Raw genomic sequence first — 14,961 nt, forward strand, 5'->3', positions numbered from 1 at the left:
TCCTTAGAATTGCTTGTCGAAGATGCGGGAGGCGGCAGATTCCCCGGTCTTGCCGTGCGCGTCGTAGGTGCCGGCGGCGGCTGGACGCAGGTCTGCGAGGGACTCCTGCGTGGACCGGACTGCGGTGCGCAAATATTGTTCGTTCGCGTCGCGCAGTTCCTTGATCAGGGCAGTCTGGCGAGTCAGGGCCGCGAGGTGCGCGCTCAACACCTCTGCCCAGGCGCCCTCCGGGGCGGCCTCGGCGAGTTCGCCGAGCGTGGCATCTGTGGGAAGGCCCCACATTTCGGCGACGACGGCGGCCTCGATGGTGCGTGCCAGGCTCGCTTGCGAGAGGTGTCCCAGAACCTGCTCCACTTCGCGGGTGCCGTGGGGCAGCCAGCGGGACTTGCCGGAGGTAAGGAGCAGCTGCTCTTCTTCCAGCTTGAACGTCAGAACGTCCAGAAGTTCACGCTCCCGCCACAGCAGGGCGGAAAGTTCGTGGATGGCCATGGTCCGGACGGCTCCCTATATGAGTGCGAATGGTGCGGGCGATTGATGCGGTTCATTCATGGAACCCGCGGCGTGGTCGCTTCGTGCGGACGATGAGGCCTGCAGCAGGGTTCGTACAAACTATCGGCAGGATTTCCGCACCCGTTAGCAGGAATAAGACTGATAACACGCGGATTTCGACCGCGAGCAACTTTTGAAAAGAATTTTGGATTTCTCCTTACCCCTGCATGACAAGTGGCGATAACTACTGCTGAAGGCCCACGGATGGGCCATCGCTTACAGTCCCAATCACGGAGGAAATACCATGGGCTTCGTTATTAACAACAACCTCGCGGCGAACAACTCGTACCGCAACCTCAACTCCACCCAGAACGACCTCTCCAAGTCCCTGGAGAAGCTGTCCACCGGCCTGCGCATCAACCGCGMCGGCGATGACGCAGCAGGCCTGTCCATCTCCGAGGGCCTGAAGTCGCAGGTCACCGGCTCGGCTGTGGCGGCTCGCAACGCCCAGGACGGCATCTCTGTCATCCAGACGACTGAAGGTGCCCTGACCGAGGTTCACTCCATCCTGCAGCGTATGCGTGACCTTGCTGTCCAGGGTGGTAACGACACCAACAACACGGAATCACGCCAGGCAATTGCTAAGGAAGCCACGGCTCTTGGCAAGGAGCTGGACCGCATTGGTGCTTCTACCAACTTCAATGGCATCAAGCTGCTCGACACCGGCGCGACCCTCAAGGTCCAGGTAGGTACCGGAAAGGATGCGACCACAGAGCAGATCGACATCAAGCTCGGCGACGTGCCCACTGCCGTTGGCGCGCTGGGTGGTGCGGGAACCGACTTTGACGTCTCGACGGCCGCCTTGGCTGCCACAACGATCGGCAAGATCGACGACGCCATCGGCAAGATCTCTGCTCAGCGTGCGGACCTGGGTGCTACCCAGAACCGCCTCGAGCACACCATCAAGTCGCTCAACATCGCTGGTGAGAACCTGCAGGCCGCTCAGTCCCGCATCGCCGACGTCGACATGGCTTCGGAAATGGTCAAGTTCACCAAGGCCAACATCCTGTCCCAGGCCGGCACCGCAATGCTGGCCCAGGCCAACCAGTCCAGCCAGGGCGTTCTTTCGCTCCTGCGCTAGGCGAATCCGGCAGTTCAGCAGTAGGGCTGCCACCGGCGATCGGACGAAGAGACACTCCCGATCATCCAGCTGCGGAGGGGCCGGACGATGGCAAAACCATCGTCCGGCCCTTACGTGCAACACCCGATACGTCAGAACTAACACCACCACCGAACGTTTTTGCAGCACTTGACAGCAAGGAGAGGCAGCGATGGGAATCTCACTCGACGGACTGGCCAGCGGGCTCGACACCACCGCCCTGATCAGCTCCATCATGCAGTCGGAGGCTCTCCCGCAAACGCTGCTCAAGAACAAGTCCTACGACATCCAGTCCATGGTGTCCGCGCTCCAAGGGCTCAACGGCAAAGTGGCGGCCTTGGCAACCCAGGCGACTGCCGCTGCAAAGCCCGGGGCGCTCGATCTCACCACCGCGACCACGAGCAGCGACCTAGTCGTAGCCACTACCACCGCGGCAGCCAAGGCCGGTTCCATCGACTTCCAGGTAACCAAGCTTGCCCAGACGCAGGTCACCGTGACGCCCAAGGTCAACGCCGTAACCGGCTGGCCCTACACCACCATGACCATCAACAGCGGCGGTAAGGACTACACGATCACCCCCGCGTCCAACAACTTGGACGACGTCGTCACCGCGGTGAACGCCGCCGGGGCCGGTGTGACCGCTACCAAGGTCGACGTCGGCGGGGGAGACTTCCGCCTCCAGTTCACCGCCACCAAGTCCGGCACCGCGGGTGCCTTCACTATCACGGACGCCGGCACCACCTTCACCAACGTGAAGACCGCCCAGGACGCCGAGATTTCGCTCTGGCCTAACACGACGGCCGCGCAGACAGTGACGTCTTCGAGCAACACCTTCACCAACCTATTGCCCGGGGTCTCCATTACCGCCAAGGACGTCACCGCGGCGCCCGTGACCGTGACCGTGTCCCGCGATGACGCGGGTATCACCAAGCTGGCCTCGGATCTGGTGGACGGCGTGAACGGCATCTTCTCGCTGGTGGCCAGCAAGACCACGGTAAGCACCACGACCAACACCAGCGGTACTTCGACCTCAGCCGGTGTCTTTGCCGGTGACAGCACCGTGCGCTCGGTGAACCAGAACATCCTCTCCGCCGCCTCGCTACCGGTGGGCACGCCGCCGCGGTCGCCGTCTGAGATGGGCATCAGCATCACCAAGACCGGCACCATGGAGTTTGACGCCACCAAATTCGGCGCCGCCCTGGCCGCCGATCCGGCCGGCACCGCAGCAAAGGTGCAGGAACTTGCGGGTCGCATCGCTTCCGCGGCCATGGCCGCCTCGGACAAGTACACCGGCACGCTGACCACCAAGATCACCGGCCAGCAGTCGGAGGTCCGGGATCTTGCGGACCGGATCAGCGACTGGGACACTCGTCTTGCCTCCCGGCAAGCCACCCTGAAAAGCACCTACTCGGCTCTCGAAGTGGCAATGAGCAACATGAAGGCGCAGCAGTCCTGGCTCGCAGGGCAGCTTGCCGGCCTCTCCAGCGGGAGCTCCAAGTAATGACCAGCACCCCCTTCGGCTACGGCAGCGGCGGCGCAGCCCAGCGCAACCAATACCTCGCGGATTCGGTGCTCTCCGCACCGCCCGCCCGCCTACTGACCATGTTGTACGACCGCCTGTTGCTGGACCTCGGCCGCGCCGAGACCGCGCAGCAGTCCGCCAATTGGCCCGTTGCCTCTGAGAACCTCCTGCACGGCCAGGCGATCATCGCCGAACTCATTTCCTCTCTCAAGACCGATGCCTGGGACGGCGCGGACGGTCTGCTGGGCCTCTACAACTACGCCTTCACGGCCCTCGTCAACGCCAACGTCCAGCGGGACGCAGGATTGACCCGCGAGGCGATCGACTTGCTGGAGCCCCTGCGCCAAGCCTGGCACGAGGCTGCCGCCGCCATCCCGGCAGCCCAGACGGCAGCCTCCGCCGCGAAGCCGTTCGCTGCAGCCGGGGCCTGGGCCACGCAGCCGGGCGCTGGTGGCGGGAGCCTTGGTTTTGGCTGAGCCAGCCTTTCGGGGGGAATACGCGGCTGAATACCCGCCCGCGGCGGAGCTTGCAGCAGATCCTGCCCTCGCCGCGTGGATGCTGGTGCTGGACGTGCTGGAGATGGCTGTGGTCGCTGCGGAGAAGACGCTGAAGGATCCGCTGGGACCACTCTCCTCGCCGGAGCAGCCGGTAGCGGCGCTCCCGGCCGAGCGCTGGTCTCCGCCCGCGCTGAGCACGCCGTTGCCGCCGGAGGCGCGGCGCCGCGCCATGGCGCTCTCGGCGGCCCAGGAGCGCGTCGCCCGGCGACTGGAGGCAGCGAAGCACGACGTCGGCAGGCAACTGCAGGCAGTCAGCTCGGTGCCCGGCATCGGCGACCCAGCGGGGGCAATTTACCTCGACGTCAACAGCTGAGCCTGCTGCAAAAACCGCCGTCGAACAGTGAATTGAAAAAACCCGAATAAACCTTTCACGTTTTCTCTAACGCGGCGCGGAACTGTGCCGATAACCACAGTAAGAGCACGGATCGCTCGTTTACCGGCCACGGATCGGCCACCCCACAATTCCCCAGGCAGGACTCTGTGCTCGAATCCGTGACTTCCGCAGCCCTGGCCAGCGCCATGGACGGGCTGGCTCTGCGCCAACGCGCCATCGCGAACAACATCGCGAACGTCAACACCCCGAACTACCACGCCAAGCGCGTCAGCTTTGAAGCTGCCCTTGCCGCGTCCGTTGAGTCCGGGGACGGCCATGCCGAGGCCACGACGGCGACTTCCCTCGAGCCCACCCAGCTCAACGGCAACAACGTCAACCTGGACACCGAGACCCTTTCGAATATCGACACGGTACTGCGCTTCCAGTTCGCCGCCCGCGCCATCGGTGGGGAATTCACCGCCGTGCGCGCAGCCATGAGGACCAACTAATGACCTTCGACGCAATCGGCATCGCCGGCTCCGCCCTTACCGTGCACCGCAAGTGGCTCGACGCGGTCTCGGACAACCTTGCCAACATGAACAACGCCTCCGCCACCTCCGGACCGGCGTTCCGCGCCAAGTACGTTGAAGCGGCCGAGGGCGCCGACGGCACCGGCGTGTACGTCAAGAGCACGCAGCTTGGCGACGGCGCAGGCCGCATCGTCTACCAGCCGGACCACCCCCTTGCCGATGCCAACGGCAACGTGAAGTACCCGGACATCGACATGGCCGAGCAGATGGGTGCCCTGATCATCGCCCAGCGCGGCTACCAGGCCAACGCCCAGGTCGTGGACCGCGCACGCGAGACCTATCTCGCCGCCCTTGAGATTGGAAGATCCTGATGCCTGTTTCCCCCATCGCGCCGGTTCAGGGCGTACTGCCCACGGACTACCTCTCCGGCGCCGCATCGGTGCCCGCGACGGACGGCTCTGGTTTCGCCACTTCGCTCACCGGCGCCGTCGACAACCTCCAGCAGCTGCAATCGACGTCGAAGCAGCTCGCTGTCTCCGCGGTGACCGGCAACCTGGATGACATCCACAACGCCACCATCGCTGCGAGCCGGGCACAGATCACCCTGGAACTCGTGGCCACCGTCCGGAACAAGGGCGTTGACGCCTTCAACGAGATCATGAGGATGCAGGCCTGATGCCTCCGCAGATTACTGTCTTCTTCCAGCGTTTCGGCGCCGGACTCAAGAGCTTCACCACCGGCCAGCGCACGCTGGCCGTCATTGGTGCTGCGCTGCTGGTGGTCGGAATTGTGGCTCTCTCCGCCTGGCTCACCCGGCCCACCCTGGCGCCGCTGTTCTCCGGCCTCAAGGACACGGACGCAAACGGCATCGTGGAGCAGCTCCGCAAGGACAACGTGCCTTACGAGCTCAGCGACGGCGGCTCCACCATCCTCGTTCCGCAGGACAAGGTCTACGACGAACGCCTCAAGGCTGCGGCAGCGGGCCTGCCGACAGCCGCGGCCACCGGCTACTCGCTGCTGGACAAGATGGGCGTTACCTCCTCGGAATTCCAGCAGTCTGTCACCTACAAGCGCGCCCTCGAGGGCGAACTGGCCAGCACCATCTCCGCCATGGACGGCGTGAAGACCGCCGCGGTCCGGCTTGCCATCCCGGAAAAGACCGTCTTCGTCTCCAAGACCCCGGACACCACGGCCTCGGTCTTCGTGGAGACCGCGCCCGGCGTCACCCTTTCCGGCGACAAGGTCCAGGCCATCGTGCACCTGACCTCCGCCGCGATCGAAAACCTCAAGCCCGCCAACGTCTCCGTGGTGGACTCGCAGGGCAACGTTCTGTCCACGGTGGGCGGCGGAGCCGCAGGTTCCTCCTCGAAGCAGGCCGCCGACTACCAGCAGCGCACCGGCGACGCCGTCCGCGCCGTCCTGGACCGCGTGGTCGGTCCCGGCAATTCCACCGTGGCAGTGGCGGCGGACATCACCGGCGAGTCGGCCCAGCAAAAGAGCGAAACCTTCTCCAACACCCCCGGCGCGCTGCCGCTGAGCGAAAGCTCCAAGACGGAAAAGTACAGCGGGGGCGCTGGCGGCGCCGCCGGCGTCCTCGGTCCGGACAACATCGCCGTCCCCGGCGGGACCAGCGGCAACGGCAGCTTCGACTCCACGACCGCCACCAAGAACAACGCCGTCAACAAGGTCACCGAGGACCGGGTCATCCCGCCGGGCGCCGTCAAGCGCCAGACCATTTCGGTGGCCGTCAGCCAGGCCGCCGCCGGCGGACTCAACATCGGCTCGCTCACCGCGCTGGTGACCTCGGCCGCCGGCGTGGACAAGGCCCGCGGCGACATCGTCACCGTCGAGGTGATCCCGTTCAGCACCGCGGCCGCGGACCAGGCCAACGCCTCGCTCGACGCGGCCAAGGCCGACCTCGAGGCACAGAAGCAGCAGGCCTTCTTCGCAACCCTGGTCACCGCCGGCAGCATCCTGCTCGGATTGCTCATCCTGGCGCTGATTGTCGTCGTCGTCCTGCGCCGCCGACAGAAGCGCGAGCCGGTGGACCTGGGCGAACGCCTGGACCTGCTGCCGACGATCCCCGCCGTCACCGCATTGGACCCCGCCCCGGCGACGTCGGCCATCCCGCTGACTGCCCTGCCGCTGCAGCCGCTGCCCGCGCCGCCGATGGAGGTGCTGGAAGCCGAACGCCGCATGCAGGAGATCGACAACATGGTCGCCTCCAACCCGGAGAAGGCAGCCGACTACCTCCGCAGCCTCATGGATGACAGGCAGCCCGCATGAAACTCGTCGATTCGACCCTTACCGGCACCCAGCGCGCCGCCGTCGTCCTGATGCAGATGAGCCCGCCCAACGCGGCCCGGGTGATGGCACAGTTCACGGACGCCGAGGCGGAAGAAATCGCTGCCGAGATCGTCCGGCTCCGCAAGGTGGACCCGGAAGTCGCCGAACAGATCATGAAGGACTTCCACGAGGCCGCCCTGAGCAGCCCGCGGCAGGCCCGCGGCGGCCGGGAACTGGCCGAGGGCCTGCTCGAGGCCTCCTTCGGCTCGGAGAAGGCCGCGGGCCTGATCAACCGGCTCACCGTCAACATGGCCGGTAAGTCGTTCGAATTCCTCGAAGACATCGAACCGGTCCAGATCCTCGCCCTGATCGACGGCGAACTTCCGCAGACCATCGCCCTGGTCCTCGCGCACCTCAGCCCGCGCAAGGCCTCGGCCGTGATGTCCGGGCTGCCCGGCTCGCTCCGGGCCGACGTCGCACTGAGCATCGCGACCATGGGCTCGGGCGCGCCGGAAGCCATCGGCATCGTCGCCGACACGCTGAAACTGCGCGGCGGCGCGGCAGTCTCGCAGCAGGCCTCCAAGGTGGTGGGCGGCATCCAGCCGCTGCTGGAAATCATCAACCGGACCGACGCCGGCACCGAACGCTCCGTCCTGGATGGACTGGACCTGCTCGACCCCGACCTCGCCGTGGAGATCCGCGCCCAGATGGTGACGTTCGACGACATCGTCAAGCTGGAACGCCGCGACGTCCAGCTGGTGCTCCGCGGCCTGGACGCCTCCGTGCTTGCCGTCGCCATGAAGGGCGCCACGGAACAGGTCCTGGAAACCATCACCACCAACGTCTCCGGCCGCAACCTGGAAATCCTCGAATCCGAGATGGCGGCGCTGGGACCGCTGCGCGCCTCGCAGATCGAGGAGGCACGGGCCGCCGTCGTCCGTTCCATCCGCGAGCTCGAAGCGGAAGGCCAGATCACCATCCAGCGCGGGGACGAAGAAGACTATGTTTACTGACGCGTCCTCGACGGACGCCGGCTCGGCCGGGGGCGCCCCGGCCCGCATCGTCTTCCCCTCACTGCGTTCCGGCGGCCCGGCCAACGAACAGGCCGGCTACACCGAGGGCCACGCCGCCGGCTACGCGGCGGGTGTCCGCGCCGCCGCGAAGGAACAGCGCCGCTGGCGCGACCGGATGGCTGCCGAGCAGGCCGCCTCCCTCGCCGCCGGGCAGCAGGACCTGGACCGTGCCGTCCGCGCCCTCGCCGTCGCCCGTACCGACTTCGCCCACCGCAACGTCCAGGCCTTGCACGACGCCGAAGAGGTGCTGGCCCGCACCGCCCTGGAGCTGGCCGAGGCCATCCTCGGCTACGAACTCGCCGAGGGCACCCGGACCGCCCGCGCCGCCCTGGCCCGCGCCCTGTCCGGCAACGACGCCGCCACGGTGCTGGCCATCCGGTTGCATCCCGCCGACATCGAGGTGCTCGCCAAGGAAGGCCAGGACCTGCCGGCCGGCCTGCCGCTGCTCGCCGATTCGTCCCTGCTGCGCGGAGACGCGAAGGTGGAGTACCAGCAAGGCTGGCTCGACGCCAGCCTCGGCAGCGCCCTGGCCCGCGCCCAGGCAGCTCTGCTGGGGGACCAGCAGCGGGCCGCGGAGGCCCCGGACGCGCTCTCCGGAGGGCAGCCATGATCGACCAGTGGCGCCCCAAGGGCGATGACTTCGCGGCCGCACTTGCCGCTGCCGCACCCCAGCGGGTCGGCATCGTCACCTCGGTGATGGGCCTGGGCCTGGAGGTGTCCGGCCTGGACTGCGCCCTCGGTGACCTGGTTACCGTGGGGGAGAACCCCGGGCTCGACGCCGAGGTGGTGGCAGCCCTGGACGGCGCCGTGCGCTGCATGCCCTTGGGACGCCTGGCCGGCGTCGCCGCCGGTGACGCAGTCCGTGCCAAGGGCGGCACCGTGCTGGTTCCCACCGGCGCGGGACTCTTCGGCCGGGTGCTCGACGGCCTCGGCCGCCCGATTGACGGCAAGGGCCCGCTGCTCAGCGGCCCGCGCGTGCCGATCGACAACGAGGCGCCGAACGCCATGAAGCGCGCCCGGATCAACACCCCGCTGCAGACCGGCGTCCGGGTCCTGGACACCATGACCACCCTTGGCAAGGGCCAGCGCATGGGCCTCTTCGCCGGCTCCGGCGTCGGCAAGTCCTCGCTGCTGTCCATGATTGCCCGCGGCACCGACGCCGAAGTGTCCGTGATCGCCCTCGTGGGGGAGCGCGGCCGTGAAGTCCGCGAATTCCTGGAGGACGACCTGGGCGCCGCCGGGCTGGCCCGCTCAGTCGTCGTCGTCGCCACCTCCGATGAGCCGGCGCTGATGCGCATGCGGGCCGCGTTCACGGCCACCCGCATCGCCGAATCCTTCCGCGACCAGGGGCAGGACGTCGTGCTCATGATGGACTCCCTGACCCGGGTGGCCATGGCCCAGCGCGAGATCGGCCTCTCCGCCGGCGAACCCCCCGCCACCCGCGGCTACCCGCCGTCGACCTTCTCCATCCTCGCCCGGTTGCTGGAGCGCGCCGGCACCGCCGAAACCGGCTCCGTAACCGGCATCTACACCGTGCTGGTGGACGGCGACGACCACAATGAACCCATCGCCGACGCCGCACGATCCATCCTCGACGGCCACGTGGTGCTGGACCGCAAGCTCGCCGTGACGGGACACTTCCCCTCGGTGGACGTGCTGGGGTCCGTCTCGCGCGTCGCGTCCAAGGTCAACGCCCGCCCGCACCTCGAGGCGGCTTCCACGCTTCGCCGCGTCCTCGCCGCCCGCAAGGCAGCACAGGACCTGATCGACGTCGGCGCCTACCAGTCCGGGACCAACCCGCTGGTGGACGCCGCCCTGGCGCACGAGGAATCCGTCAGCGGTTTCCTGCAGCAGCCGATGGACGAGTCCACCCCCCACCCTGAGTCCTGGCGTCAACTGGACCACCTCACTTCGATCCTGGGAGCCGCGGCATGAACCGGCAATTTTCGCTCGCGGGGCTGCTGCGCCTCCGCCAGATCCAGCAGGACCAGGCAGCCTCCGGGCTGGCCCGCGCCCGTTCCCGGTCCAGCTCCGTCCGCGCCCGCGAAGCCTCCGCCCGCCGGGAGCTGTCCGCCACCGACGAGGCCATCGAGAGCTCCGCGTCCTTGCGTGCCGTCGCGGCTGCCCGCTCGGCGTCCCACAGCATGCTCGCGGACCTGCAGAACCTCGCCCGCGTCGCCGAGACGGATGAGGCCACCGCGCGCGAGGAGTTCATCGCCGCCCGCACCCGGTCCGTTGGCCTGGAAAAGCTGCAGGCCCGCCACCACGCTGAGCTGAACACCGCCGAGTTACGTGCCGAACAGTCCACGCTGGACGAAATCTCCTCGACGATCTGGCACCGGGATGAACAGCAGGTGCGCTCATGAGCATGACCGAGGCGCTGGGCCGTATGCAGGGCATCCAGTCGATGATTGCTGAACTCACCCGTCCCGCGCAGACCGAAAGCACCGCCGCGGCGCTGAAGGCCGCCACAGCGACGTCCCTCGCCACCGGGGCAGGAAACGCCGACGCCGGGTCCTTCACCGACGCGCTCAGCGCGGCCCTGGGCGGAAACGCCGACGTCGCGGCGACGGATCCCTCTTCCCTGGCCGGCGGCCTGGGCCTGGGAAGCGGCCTGGGCCTCGGCGCGACCAAGGGCCTCGGGGACCTGGCGGGGCTCGCCGGGCCCGCCTCGATGGCCGGTCCGGTGTCTGTCCCTGCCGGGACCGCGACCGGAACGGACGTCGTTGCCATGGCCAAGAAGTACATCGGGGTGCCCTACGTCTGGGGCGGCACCAACCCTGCTACCGGGATGGACTGCTCCGGCTTCACGCAGCGGGTCTTCAAGGACCTCGGCGTCGAGCTTCCCCGCGTCGTCAGCGACCAGATGAAACAGGGAACGCCGGTGGCATCGCTCGCCGAGGCAAAGCCCGGGGACCTGCTGATCAGCTTCGGCGGGAACCATATCTCCATCTACCTCGGCAACGGCAAGGCCATCGACGCGCCCGTGCCCGGCAAGACCATCCAGATCCGCGACGCCTGGGAGCAGCAGTCCAACCTGACCTCCATCCGGCGGATCGTCCCGGCGGGAGGCGCCCGATGAAAGGCATGGCTTCGATGGATTTGGCGACCGCGCTCGCCGGTTCCCCGGTGCAGGCCCGCGGCGCCCAGCAAGGGGGCCGCGCCCGCGCCCAGCAAGGAGCCTCCGACGGCGGCGGCTTCGGCTCCGTGCTGAGCGACGCCGTGAGCCACGAGGCCGCTTCCCCGGCTGCCCCCGCCGTTCCCAACGGATCCACCCCCGCCGCGTCGGGTGACGCCGGCCGCTCGAAGCACCAAGCCGACGCGCCGGCCCAGGATGCAGCTGCTGCTGCCGACCCCGCCGCCGTCGCGCCCGGAGTCCTGGCAGCCTCGGCCCAGTTTGCCGCCGCAATCCAGCCAGTCCAGCCCGTCCAGCCCGCCGCGCCCAGCGGCGACATCCCCGCCGCGCAGGCTGTGGCCGGTGCAAGTGCTGCTGCGACGCCGCCCGTGAACGGCGCCCTGCCGGCGGAAAGCCAGACCACCGCAGCTTCCGGCCTGATGGACCCGCGCCTGGTGAACGTGGCCGGAACTGCCAGCGTTCCGGCCATGAACAACGGCCCTGCCGCCGCTCCGGTTCCGGCTTCCGTTCCGGGCGCCACCGCCGTGCGCCAGGAACCGGCGGGCAACACCCCGAGCAGCCTTGTGGCCGCTCCGCAGCCCGGAGCGACGCTGCCGGGCAGTGCCGTTTCGGCTACGGCCCTTCCGGCCATCGCCGTCGCGGCCGCCGCGGCTCCGGGCGCCGCCCGTTCCGCCGGCGCACCGGCAGGCGGCGGCTTGGCTGCCGGCACCCCCTCCGCTCAAGCTGTTGCCGCGGATCCGACGGCTGCGGCCGCCCCGGCTGCGCCCGCGGATCCCGCCGCGGCGGTCTCACCGGCAACGCACCAGGCAGCGGCTCCCACGACGGCTCCGGCGACGCTTCCGACGACGGCGACGCCCACTCCAGCGGTGCCCAACGCCACCGTAACGGCGGCACTCGGCCTGGCCGGCGTCGTCGGCGGCGCCGGAAAGCTTCCCAACCGGGACTCCGACGCCCCCGCGCCCGGCTTGCCCGCCGCCACGGACGGCGTCGCCGCGGCAGGAGCCGCGGGCGCCACCGCGGTGGCGCAGCCCGCGCCCGGTACGGCCCGTCCGACAGTGACCGCAGCGCCGGTGCCGGCCCAGCAGCCCGCGCTCCAGCCGCAGCTGGCCAAGCCGCTATTTACCCTTGCCGGGGCACCGCATGGCCAGCACATCATGACCTTGAAGGTCACCCCGGAGGACCTTGGACCGCTGACGGTGCGCGCCCACATCGACGGCGCCGGCGTCCGCATCGAGCTGTTCGCTCCCGGTGACACCGGCCGGGAAGCTCTCCGGGGGATCCTGCCCGAACTGCGCAAGGAACTCGCCGACTCCGGTTTTGGAGCCACGCTCGACCTTTCGGACCAGAACGGGCCGGCCGGCGGGGGACAGGGGCAGGACGGCGCAGGCCGCGAAGCCGCCCACGCCGGCAGCGGCGCCGGTTCCGGGGCGGGCGCCGGCGGCCGGAACGGGCCCGGCGAACCGCGGCCCGGACACCGGTGGGATGCCTTGGCGGACCAAGCGTCGCTGCGCACCGCCAGGCTCCAGAACGGCCCCCAAACCACCCTCGACATTCTTGTCTAACGCGAAGGAACCCGACTCATGACCATCCAGCCCATCGCCCCCCAGCCGGTCACGGCCGCGGCGGCGACCCCGGAGGCTGCTGCCGTCCGGGCGCCCGTGCAGTCCATGGACGCCAACGTGTTCATGACCCTCCTCGTGGCCCAGCTCAAGAACCAGAACCCGAGTGCCCCCATGGACACCAACCAGATGATGGCCCAGACCATCCAGCTCTCCATGATGGAAAAGATGACCGAGCTGACGAGCAACAGCAAGGAGGGTTTCTCCCTCCAGATGCGCTCCGCCGCGGCCCAGCTGATTGGCCACTCGGTCGACTACACCCTCGCCGACGGCACCACCGGCACCGGAATCGCCAGCTCGGTTTCCTTCGCCGGAGCCGTCCCTGCCGTCAAGGTCGGCGAACTCTCCATCCCCCTCGACTCCATCACCGGCCTTACCGCGCCGGCCGCTTCCTGATCAGTTTTTTCCTCCCGTAGAAAGGCAGTTCCCATGCTCCGCTCGCTGTACTCCGGAATCTCCGGCCTTCGTGCCCACCAGACCATGCTGGACGTCACCGGCAACAACATCGCCAACGTCAACACGGCCGGTTTCAAGGCGTCCTCCACGCAGTTCCAGGACACCCTTTCCCAGATGACCCAGGGCGCCTCCGCTCCGCAGGGGGAGTCCGGCGGCAGCAACCCGGCACAGATCGGCCTCGGCGTCCGCGTTGCCGGCGTCAGCACCAACTTCGCCCAGGGCTCCTCGCAGAGCACCGGGCGCGCCACGGACATGATGATCTCCGGCGAGGGCTTCTTCGTCACCAGCAAGGGCGGCCAGCAGCTGTTCACCCGCGCCGGTTCGATGACGTTCGACGCCGCCAGCCAGCTCGTGAGCCCCGACGGCGGCATCCTGCAGGGCTGGACCGCCAACAACAGCGGCGTCGTCAACCAGGCCGGGGCCGTCGGGGACATCACGCTGAACCCGAACACCATGATCGCGACCCCCACCACCACGGTGACGCTCGACGGGAACCTTCCCGCCGATGGTGCCGCCAACGACTCATTTACCCGCGTAGTGAAGGTTTACGACGGCCTTGGCGCCCCCCGCGACCTCACGTTGAACTTCGCCCGGAACGGTGCCGCCTGGGACGTCACCGCCAAGGACGGGGCCACCACCTCTCCGGTCACCAAGCTGACCCCCGGCACGGGCGGCGCAATGGTGGCGAGCCCCGCGCTTGCCGTCAACGGCATCGGCGTCGACCTCTCCAAGGTCACTGGCTTCGCCGGCATGAGTTCCCTGACCGTCAGCGGCCAGAACGGCTCCGCGGCCGGCAAGCTGGAGTCCTTCACTCTCGGCAACGACGGGTCCCTGATCGGGTCCTTCAGCAACGGTGTTAAGCAGGTCCTGGCCAAGATCGCCCTCGCCAAGTTCACCAACCCGGCGGGCCTCGAAAAGGCCGGCGGCTCCTCCTACGTCGCCACCGCCAACTCCGGCAACGTCCTGCTCGGCGCCGCGGGCGACCCCGGCATCGGCACCCTGGCCGGTGGCTCGCTGGAAATGTCCAACGTGGACCTCTCCCAGGAGTTCACCAACCTGATCGTCGCCCAGCGCGGCTTCCAGGCCAACGCCCGCATCATCACCACCTCCGACGAGGTCCTGCAGGAGCTCGGCAACCTCAAGCGCTAATCGCACCGCAGTCCACGGTCGTCTGCGAAAGGCGCAGGGAACAGCACGGGCCTCATACCGCACCGACGCCCGGGCTGTCCCAGCCGCTGCGCCCGGCTGACGGCAAATACGGTGCAGGCTAAACCGCGGCATGGCTGCTTTTTCGCGCCGGTTTTGGAAAAGCGCGGCGCGGCCGGACGGATGCGGCTCGGATCCGGGGGGCGCAGGTCCGGTTCCGCCGCCGGTGTCCGTTGCCGTAGCGAAATTCGTGCCGGCGTCGTACTGGAAGCCTCTTCGTGTCCGCCCGGCGCCTAACGAAAACGGGCGGCCTGCCGACAGTAAGGGGAGAACACCCCTTACCCGCCGCCTGGCCGCACCGCCAGGCAGTCCCCAGAGCAGAATCGGCCCATGATCGTTGTCACACGCCTCAACGGAACGCGCTTCGCGGTCAATCCGGACCTGATTGAACGGATCCACGAGAGCCCGGACACCCACCTGGTTACGCTCGACGGCGCCGCCTACGTTGTGCTGGAAAGCCTCGCCGAGGTGGTGGAACTGATTGCCGACTACCGGGCCTACGTCCTGAGCAAGGCCCGGGACTTTCCCGTGGTCACCGGCTTCCCGCTGAGCTTGGTTCCGCCTGCCGGACCGGACGACGACGCCTCCGCACCTGAACCACCAAGAAAGTAAGCC

At 68.3% G+C, this 14,961-nt stretch carries 18 protein-coding genes; 17 read left to right on the top strand and 1 reads right to left on the bottom strand.

Going from position 1 to position 14,961, the window contains the following annotated elements:
- Positions 1–3: 3 nt before the first annotated feature.
- Positions 4–489 (bottom strand): flagellar protein FlgN, encoded by a 486-nt coding sequence (locus tag AC1DNC_RS15990; protein ID WP_476863518.1) that lies wholly within the window; start codon positions 487–489, stop codon positions 4–6.
- Positions 490–793: 304 nt separating this feature from the next.
- Here AC1DNC_RS15990 and AC1DNC_RS15995 point away from each other — a divergent pair, with 304 nt between their 5' ends.
- The 17 genes from AC1DNC_RS15995 (at position 794) to AC1DNC_RS16075 (ending at position 14,958) form a co-directional block, all read left to right on the top strand.
- Positions 794–1,630 carry a flagellin N-terminal helical domain-containing protein gene (locus AC1DNC_RS15995; RefSeq protein ID WP_476863519.1) on the top strand — a complete coding sequence of 279 codons (837 nt, stop codon included), beginning with the start codon at positions 794–796 and terminating at the stop codon, positions 1,628–1,630.
- Positions 1,631–1,820: 190 nt separating this feature from the next.
- On the top strand, positions 1,821–3,149 hold the full coding sequence (gene fliD / locus AC1DNC_RS16000; protein ID WP_476863520.1) for a flagellar filament capping protein FliD: 1,329 nt from the start codon (positions 1,821–1,823) through the stop codon (positions 3,147–3,149).
- Positions 3,149–3,646, top strand: a complete 498-nt coding sequence (gene fliS, locus AC1DNC_RS16005; RefSeq protein WP_476863521.1) for a flagellar export chaperone FliS — start codon at positions 3,149–3,151, stop codon at positions 3,644–3,646. Before fliD ends, fliS begins: the two co-directional genes overlap by 1 nt.
- Positions 3,639–4,040, top strand: a complete 402-nt coding sequence (locus AC1DNC_RS16010; RefSeq protein ID WP_476863522.1) for a hypothetical protein — start codon at positions 3,639–3,641, stop codon at positions 4,038–4,040. Before fliS ends, AC1DNC_RS16010 begins: the two co-directional genes overlap by 8 nt.
- A 167-nt stretch (positions 4,041–4,207) precedes the next feature.
- Complete coding sequence (locus AC1DNC_RS16015) at positions 4,208–4,549, top strand: flagellar basal body rod protein FlgB (protein ID WP_476863523.1); 342 nt, start codon at positions 4,208–4,210, stop codon at positions 4,547–4,549.
- The gene (locus AC1DNC_RS16020) at positions 4,549–4,941 is read left to right on the top strand and encodes a flagellar basal body rod protein FlgC (RefSeq protein WP_476863524.1); all 393 of its coding nucleotides are present in this window, start codon (positions 4,549–4,551) and stop codon (positions 4,939–4,941) included. The genes AC1DNC_RS16015 and AC1DNC_RS16020 overlap by 1 nt, the downstream gene beginning before the upstream one ends.
- Positions 4,941–5,246 carry a flagellar hook-basal body complex protein FliE gene (gene fliE / locus AC1DNC_RS16025; protein WP_476863525.1) on the top strand — a complete coding sequence of 102 codons (306 nt, stop codon included), beginning with the start codon at positions 4,941–4,943 and terminating at the stop codon, positions 5,244–5,246. The genes AC1DNC_RS16020 and fliE overlap by 1 nt, the downstream gene beginning before the upstream one ends.
- Positions 5,246–6,856 carry a flagellar basal-body MS-ring/collar protein FliF gene (fliF, locus tag AC1DNC_RS16030; RefSeq protein ID WP_476863526.1) on the top strand — a complete coding sequence of 537 codons (1,611 nt, stop codon included), beginning with the start codon at positions 5,246–5,248 and terminating at the stop codon, positions 6,854–6,856. The genes fliE and fliF overlap by 1 nt, the downstream gene beginning before the upstream one ends.
- Positions 6,853–7,869, top strand: coding sequence for a flagellar motor switch protein FliG (gene fliG, locus AC1DNC_RS16035; RefSeq protein ID WP_476863527.1), 1,017 nt, complete (start codon positions 6,853–6,855; stop codon positions 7,867–7,869). Before fliF ends, fliG begins: the two co-directional genes overlap by 4 nt.
- Positions 7,859–8,539, top strand: coding sequence for a FliH/SctL family protein (locus tag AC1DNC_RS16040; protein ID WP_476863528.1), 681 nt, complete (start codon positions 7,859–7,861; stop codon positions 8,537–8,539). Before fliG ends, AC1DNC_RS16040 begins: the two co-directional genes overlap by 11 nt.
- A complete protein-coding gene (locus AC1DNC_RS16045) occupies positions 8,536–9,864 on the top strand; it encodes a FliI/YscN family ATPase (protein ID WP_476863529.1) in 1,329 nt (442 codons plus the stop codon). The genes AC1DNC_RS16040 and AC1DNC_RS16045 overlap by 4 nt, the downstream gene beginning before the upstream one ends.
- Positions 9,861–10,295, top strand: a complete 435-nt coding sequence (locus tag AC1DNC_RS16050) for a flagellar FliJ family protein (protein ID WP_476863530.1) — start codon at positions 9,861–9,863, stop codon at positions 10,293–10,295. Before AC1DNC_RS16045 ends, AC1DNC_RS16050 begins: the two co-directional genes overlap by 4 nt.
- Positions 10,292–11,011 (top strand): C40 family peptidase, encoded by a 720-nt coding sequence (locus AC1DNC_RS16055; RefSeq protein ID WP_476863531.1) that lies wholly within the window; start codon positions 10,292–10,294, stop codon positions 11,009–11,011. Before AC1DNC_RS16050 ends, AC1DNC_RS16055 begins: the two co-directional genes overlap by 4 nt.
- 14 nt (positions 11,012–11,025) lie before the next feature.
- The gene (locus AC1DNC_RS16060) at positions 11,026–12,627 is read left to right on the top strand and encodes a flagellar hook-length control protein FliK (RefSeq protein WP_476863532.1); all 1,602 of its coding nucleotides are present in this window, start codon (positions 11,026–11,028) and stop codon (positions 12,625–12,627) included.
- Positions 12,628–12,645: 18 nt separating this feature from the next.
- Positions 12,646–13,080 carry a flagellar hook assembly protein FlgD gene (locus AC1DNC_RS16065; RefSeq protein ID WP_476863533.1) on the top strand — a complete coding sequence of 145 codons (435 nt, stop codon included), beginning with the start codon at positions 12,646–12,648 and terminating at the stop codon, positions 13,078–13,080.
- 33 nt (positions 13,081–13,113) lie between these two features.
- A complete protein-coding gene (locus tag AC1DNC_RS16070; protein ID WP_476863534.1) occupies positions 13,114–14,289 on the top strand; it encodes a flagellar hook protein FlgE in 1,176 nt (391 codons plus the stop codon).
- Between the two features lie 387 nt (positions 14,290–14,676).
- Positions 14,677–14,958 carry a flagellar FlbD family protein gene (locus AC1DNC_RS16075; protein WP_476863535.1) on the top strand — a complete coding sequence of 94 codons (282 nt, stop codon included), beginning with the start codon at positions 14,677–14,679 and terminating at the stop codon, positions 14,956–14,958.
- Positions 14,959–14,961 lie beyond the last annotated feature (3 nt).

This window comes from Arthrobacter sp. 01N442, assembly GCF_056399345.1.

Excerpts from the sequence above, each read along its gene's own strand:
- AC1DNC_RS15990 (WP_476863518.1), bottom strand. The coding sequence starts at position 489 with ATGGCCATCCACGAACTTTCCGCCCTGCTGTGGCGGGAGCGTGAACTT.
- fliD (WP_476863520.1), top strand. The coding sequence starts at position 1,821 with ATGGGAATCTCACTCGACGGACTGGCCAGCGGGCTCGACACCACCGCC.
- fliS (WP_476863521.1), top strand. The coding sequence starts at position 3,149 with ATGACCAGCACCCCCTTCGGCTACGGCAGCGGCGGCGCAGCCCAGCGC.
- AC1DNC_RS16020 (WP_476863524.1), top strand. The coding sequence starts at position 4,549 with ATGACCTTCGACGCAATCGGCATCGCCGGCTCCGCCCTTACCGTGCAC.
- fliE (WP_476863525.1), top strand. The coding sequence starts at position 4,941 with ATGCCTGTTTCCCCCATCGCGCCGGTTCAGGGCGTACTGCCCACGGAC.
- fliF (WP_476863526.1), top strand. The coding sequence starts at position 5,246 with ATGCCTCCGCAGATTACTGTCTTCTTCCAGCGTTTCGGCGCCGGACTC.
- fliG (WP_476863527.1), top strand. The coding sequence starts at position 6,853 with ATGAAACTCGTCGATTCGACCCTTACCGGCACCCAGCGCGCCGCCGTC.
- AC1DNC_RS16040 (WP_476863528.1), top strand. The coding sequence starts at position 7,859 with ATGTTTACTGACGCGTCCTCGACGGACGCCGGCTCGGCCGGGGGCGCC.
- AC1DNC_RS16045 (WP_476863529.1), top strand. The coding sequence starts at position 8,536 with ATGATCGACCAGTGGCGCCCCAAGGGCGATGACTTCGCGGCCGCACTT.
- AC1DNC_RS16050 (WP_476863530.1), top strand. The coding sequence starts at position 9,861 with ATGAACCGGCAATTTTCGCTCGCGGGGCTGCTGCGCCTCCGCCAGATC.
- AC1DNC_RS16055 (WP_476863531.1), top strand. The coding sequence starts at position 10,292 with ATGAGCATGACCGAGGCGCTGGGCCGTATGCAGGGCATCCAGTCGATG.
- AC1DNC_RS16060 (WP_476863532.1), top strand. The coding sequence starts at position 11,026 with ATGGATTTGGCGACCGCGCTCGCCGGTTCCCCGGTGCAGGCCCGCGGC.
- AC1DNC_RS16065 (WP_476863533.1), top strand. The coding sequence starts at position 12,646 with ATGACCATCCAGCCCATCGCCCCCCAGCCGGTCACGGCCGCGGCGGCG.
- AC1DNC_RS16070 (WP_476863534.1), top strand. The coding sequence starts at position 13,114 with ATGCTCCGCTCGCTGTACTCCGGAATCTCCGGCCTTCGTGCCCACCAG.
- AC1DNC_RS16075 (WP_476863535.1), top strand. The coding sequence starts at position 14,677 with ATGATCGTTGTCACACGCCTCAACGGAACGCGCTTCGCGGTCAATCCG.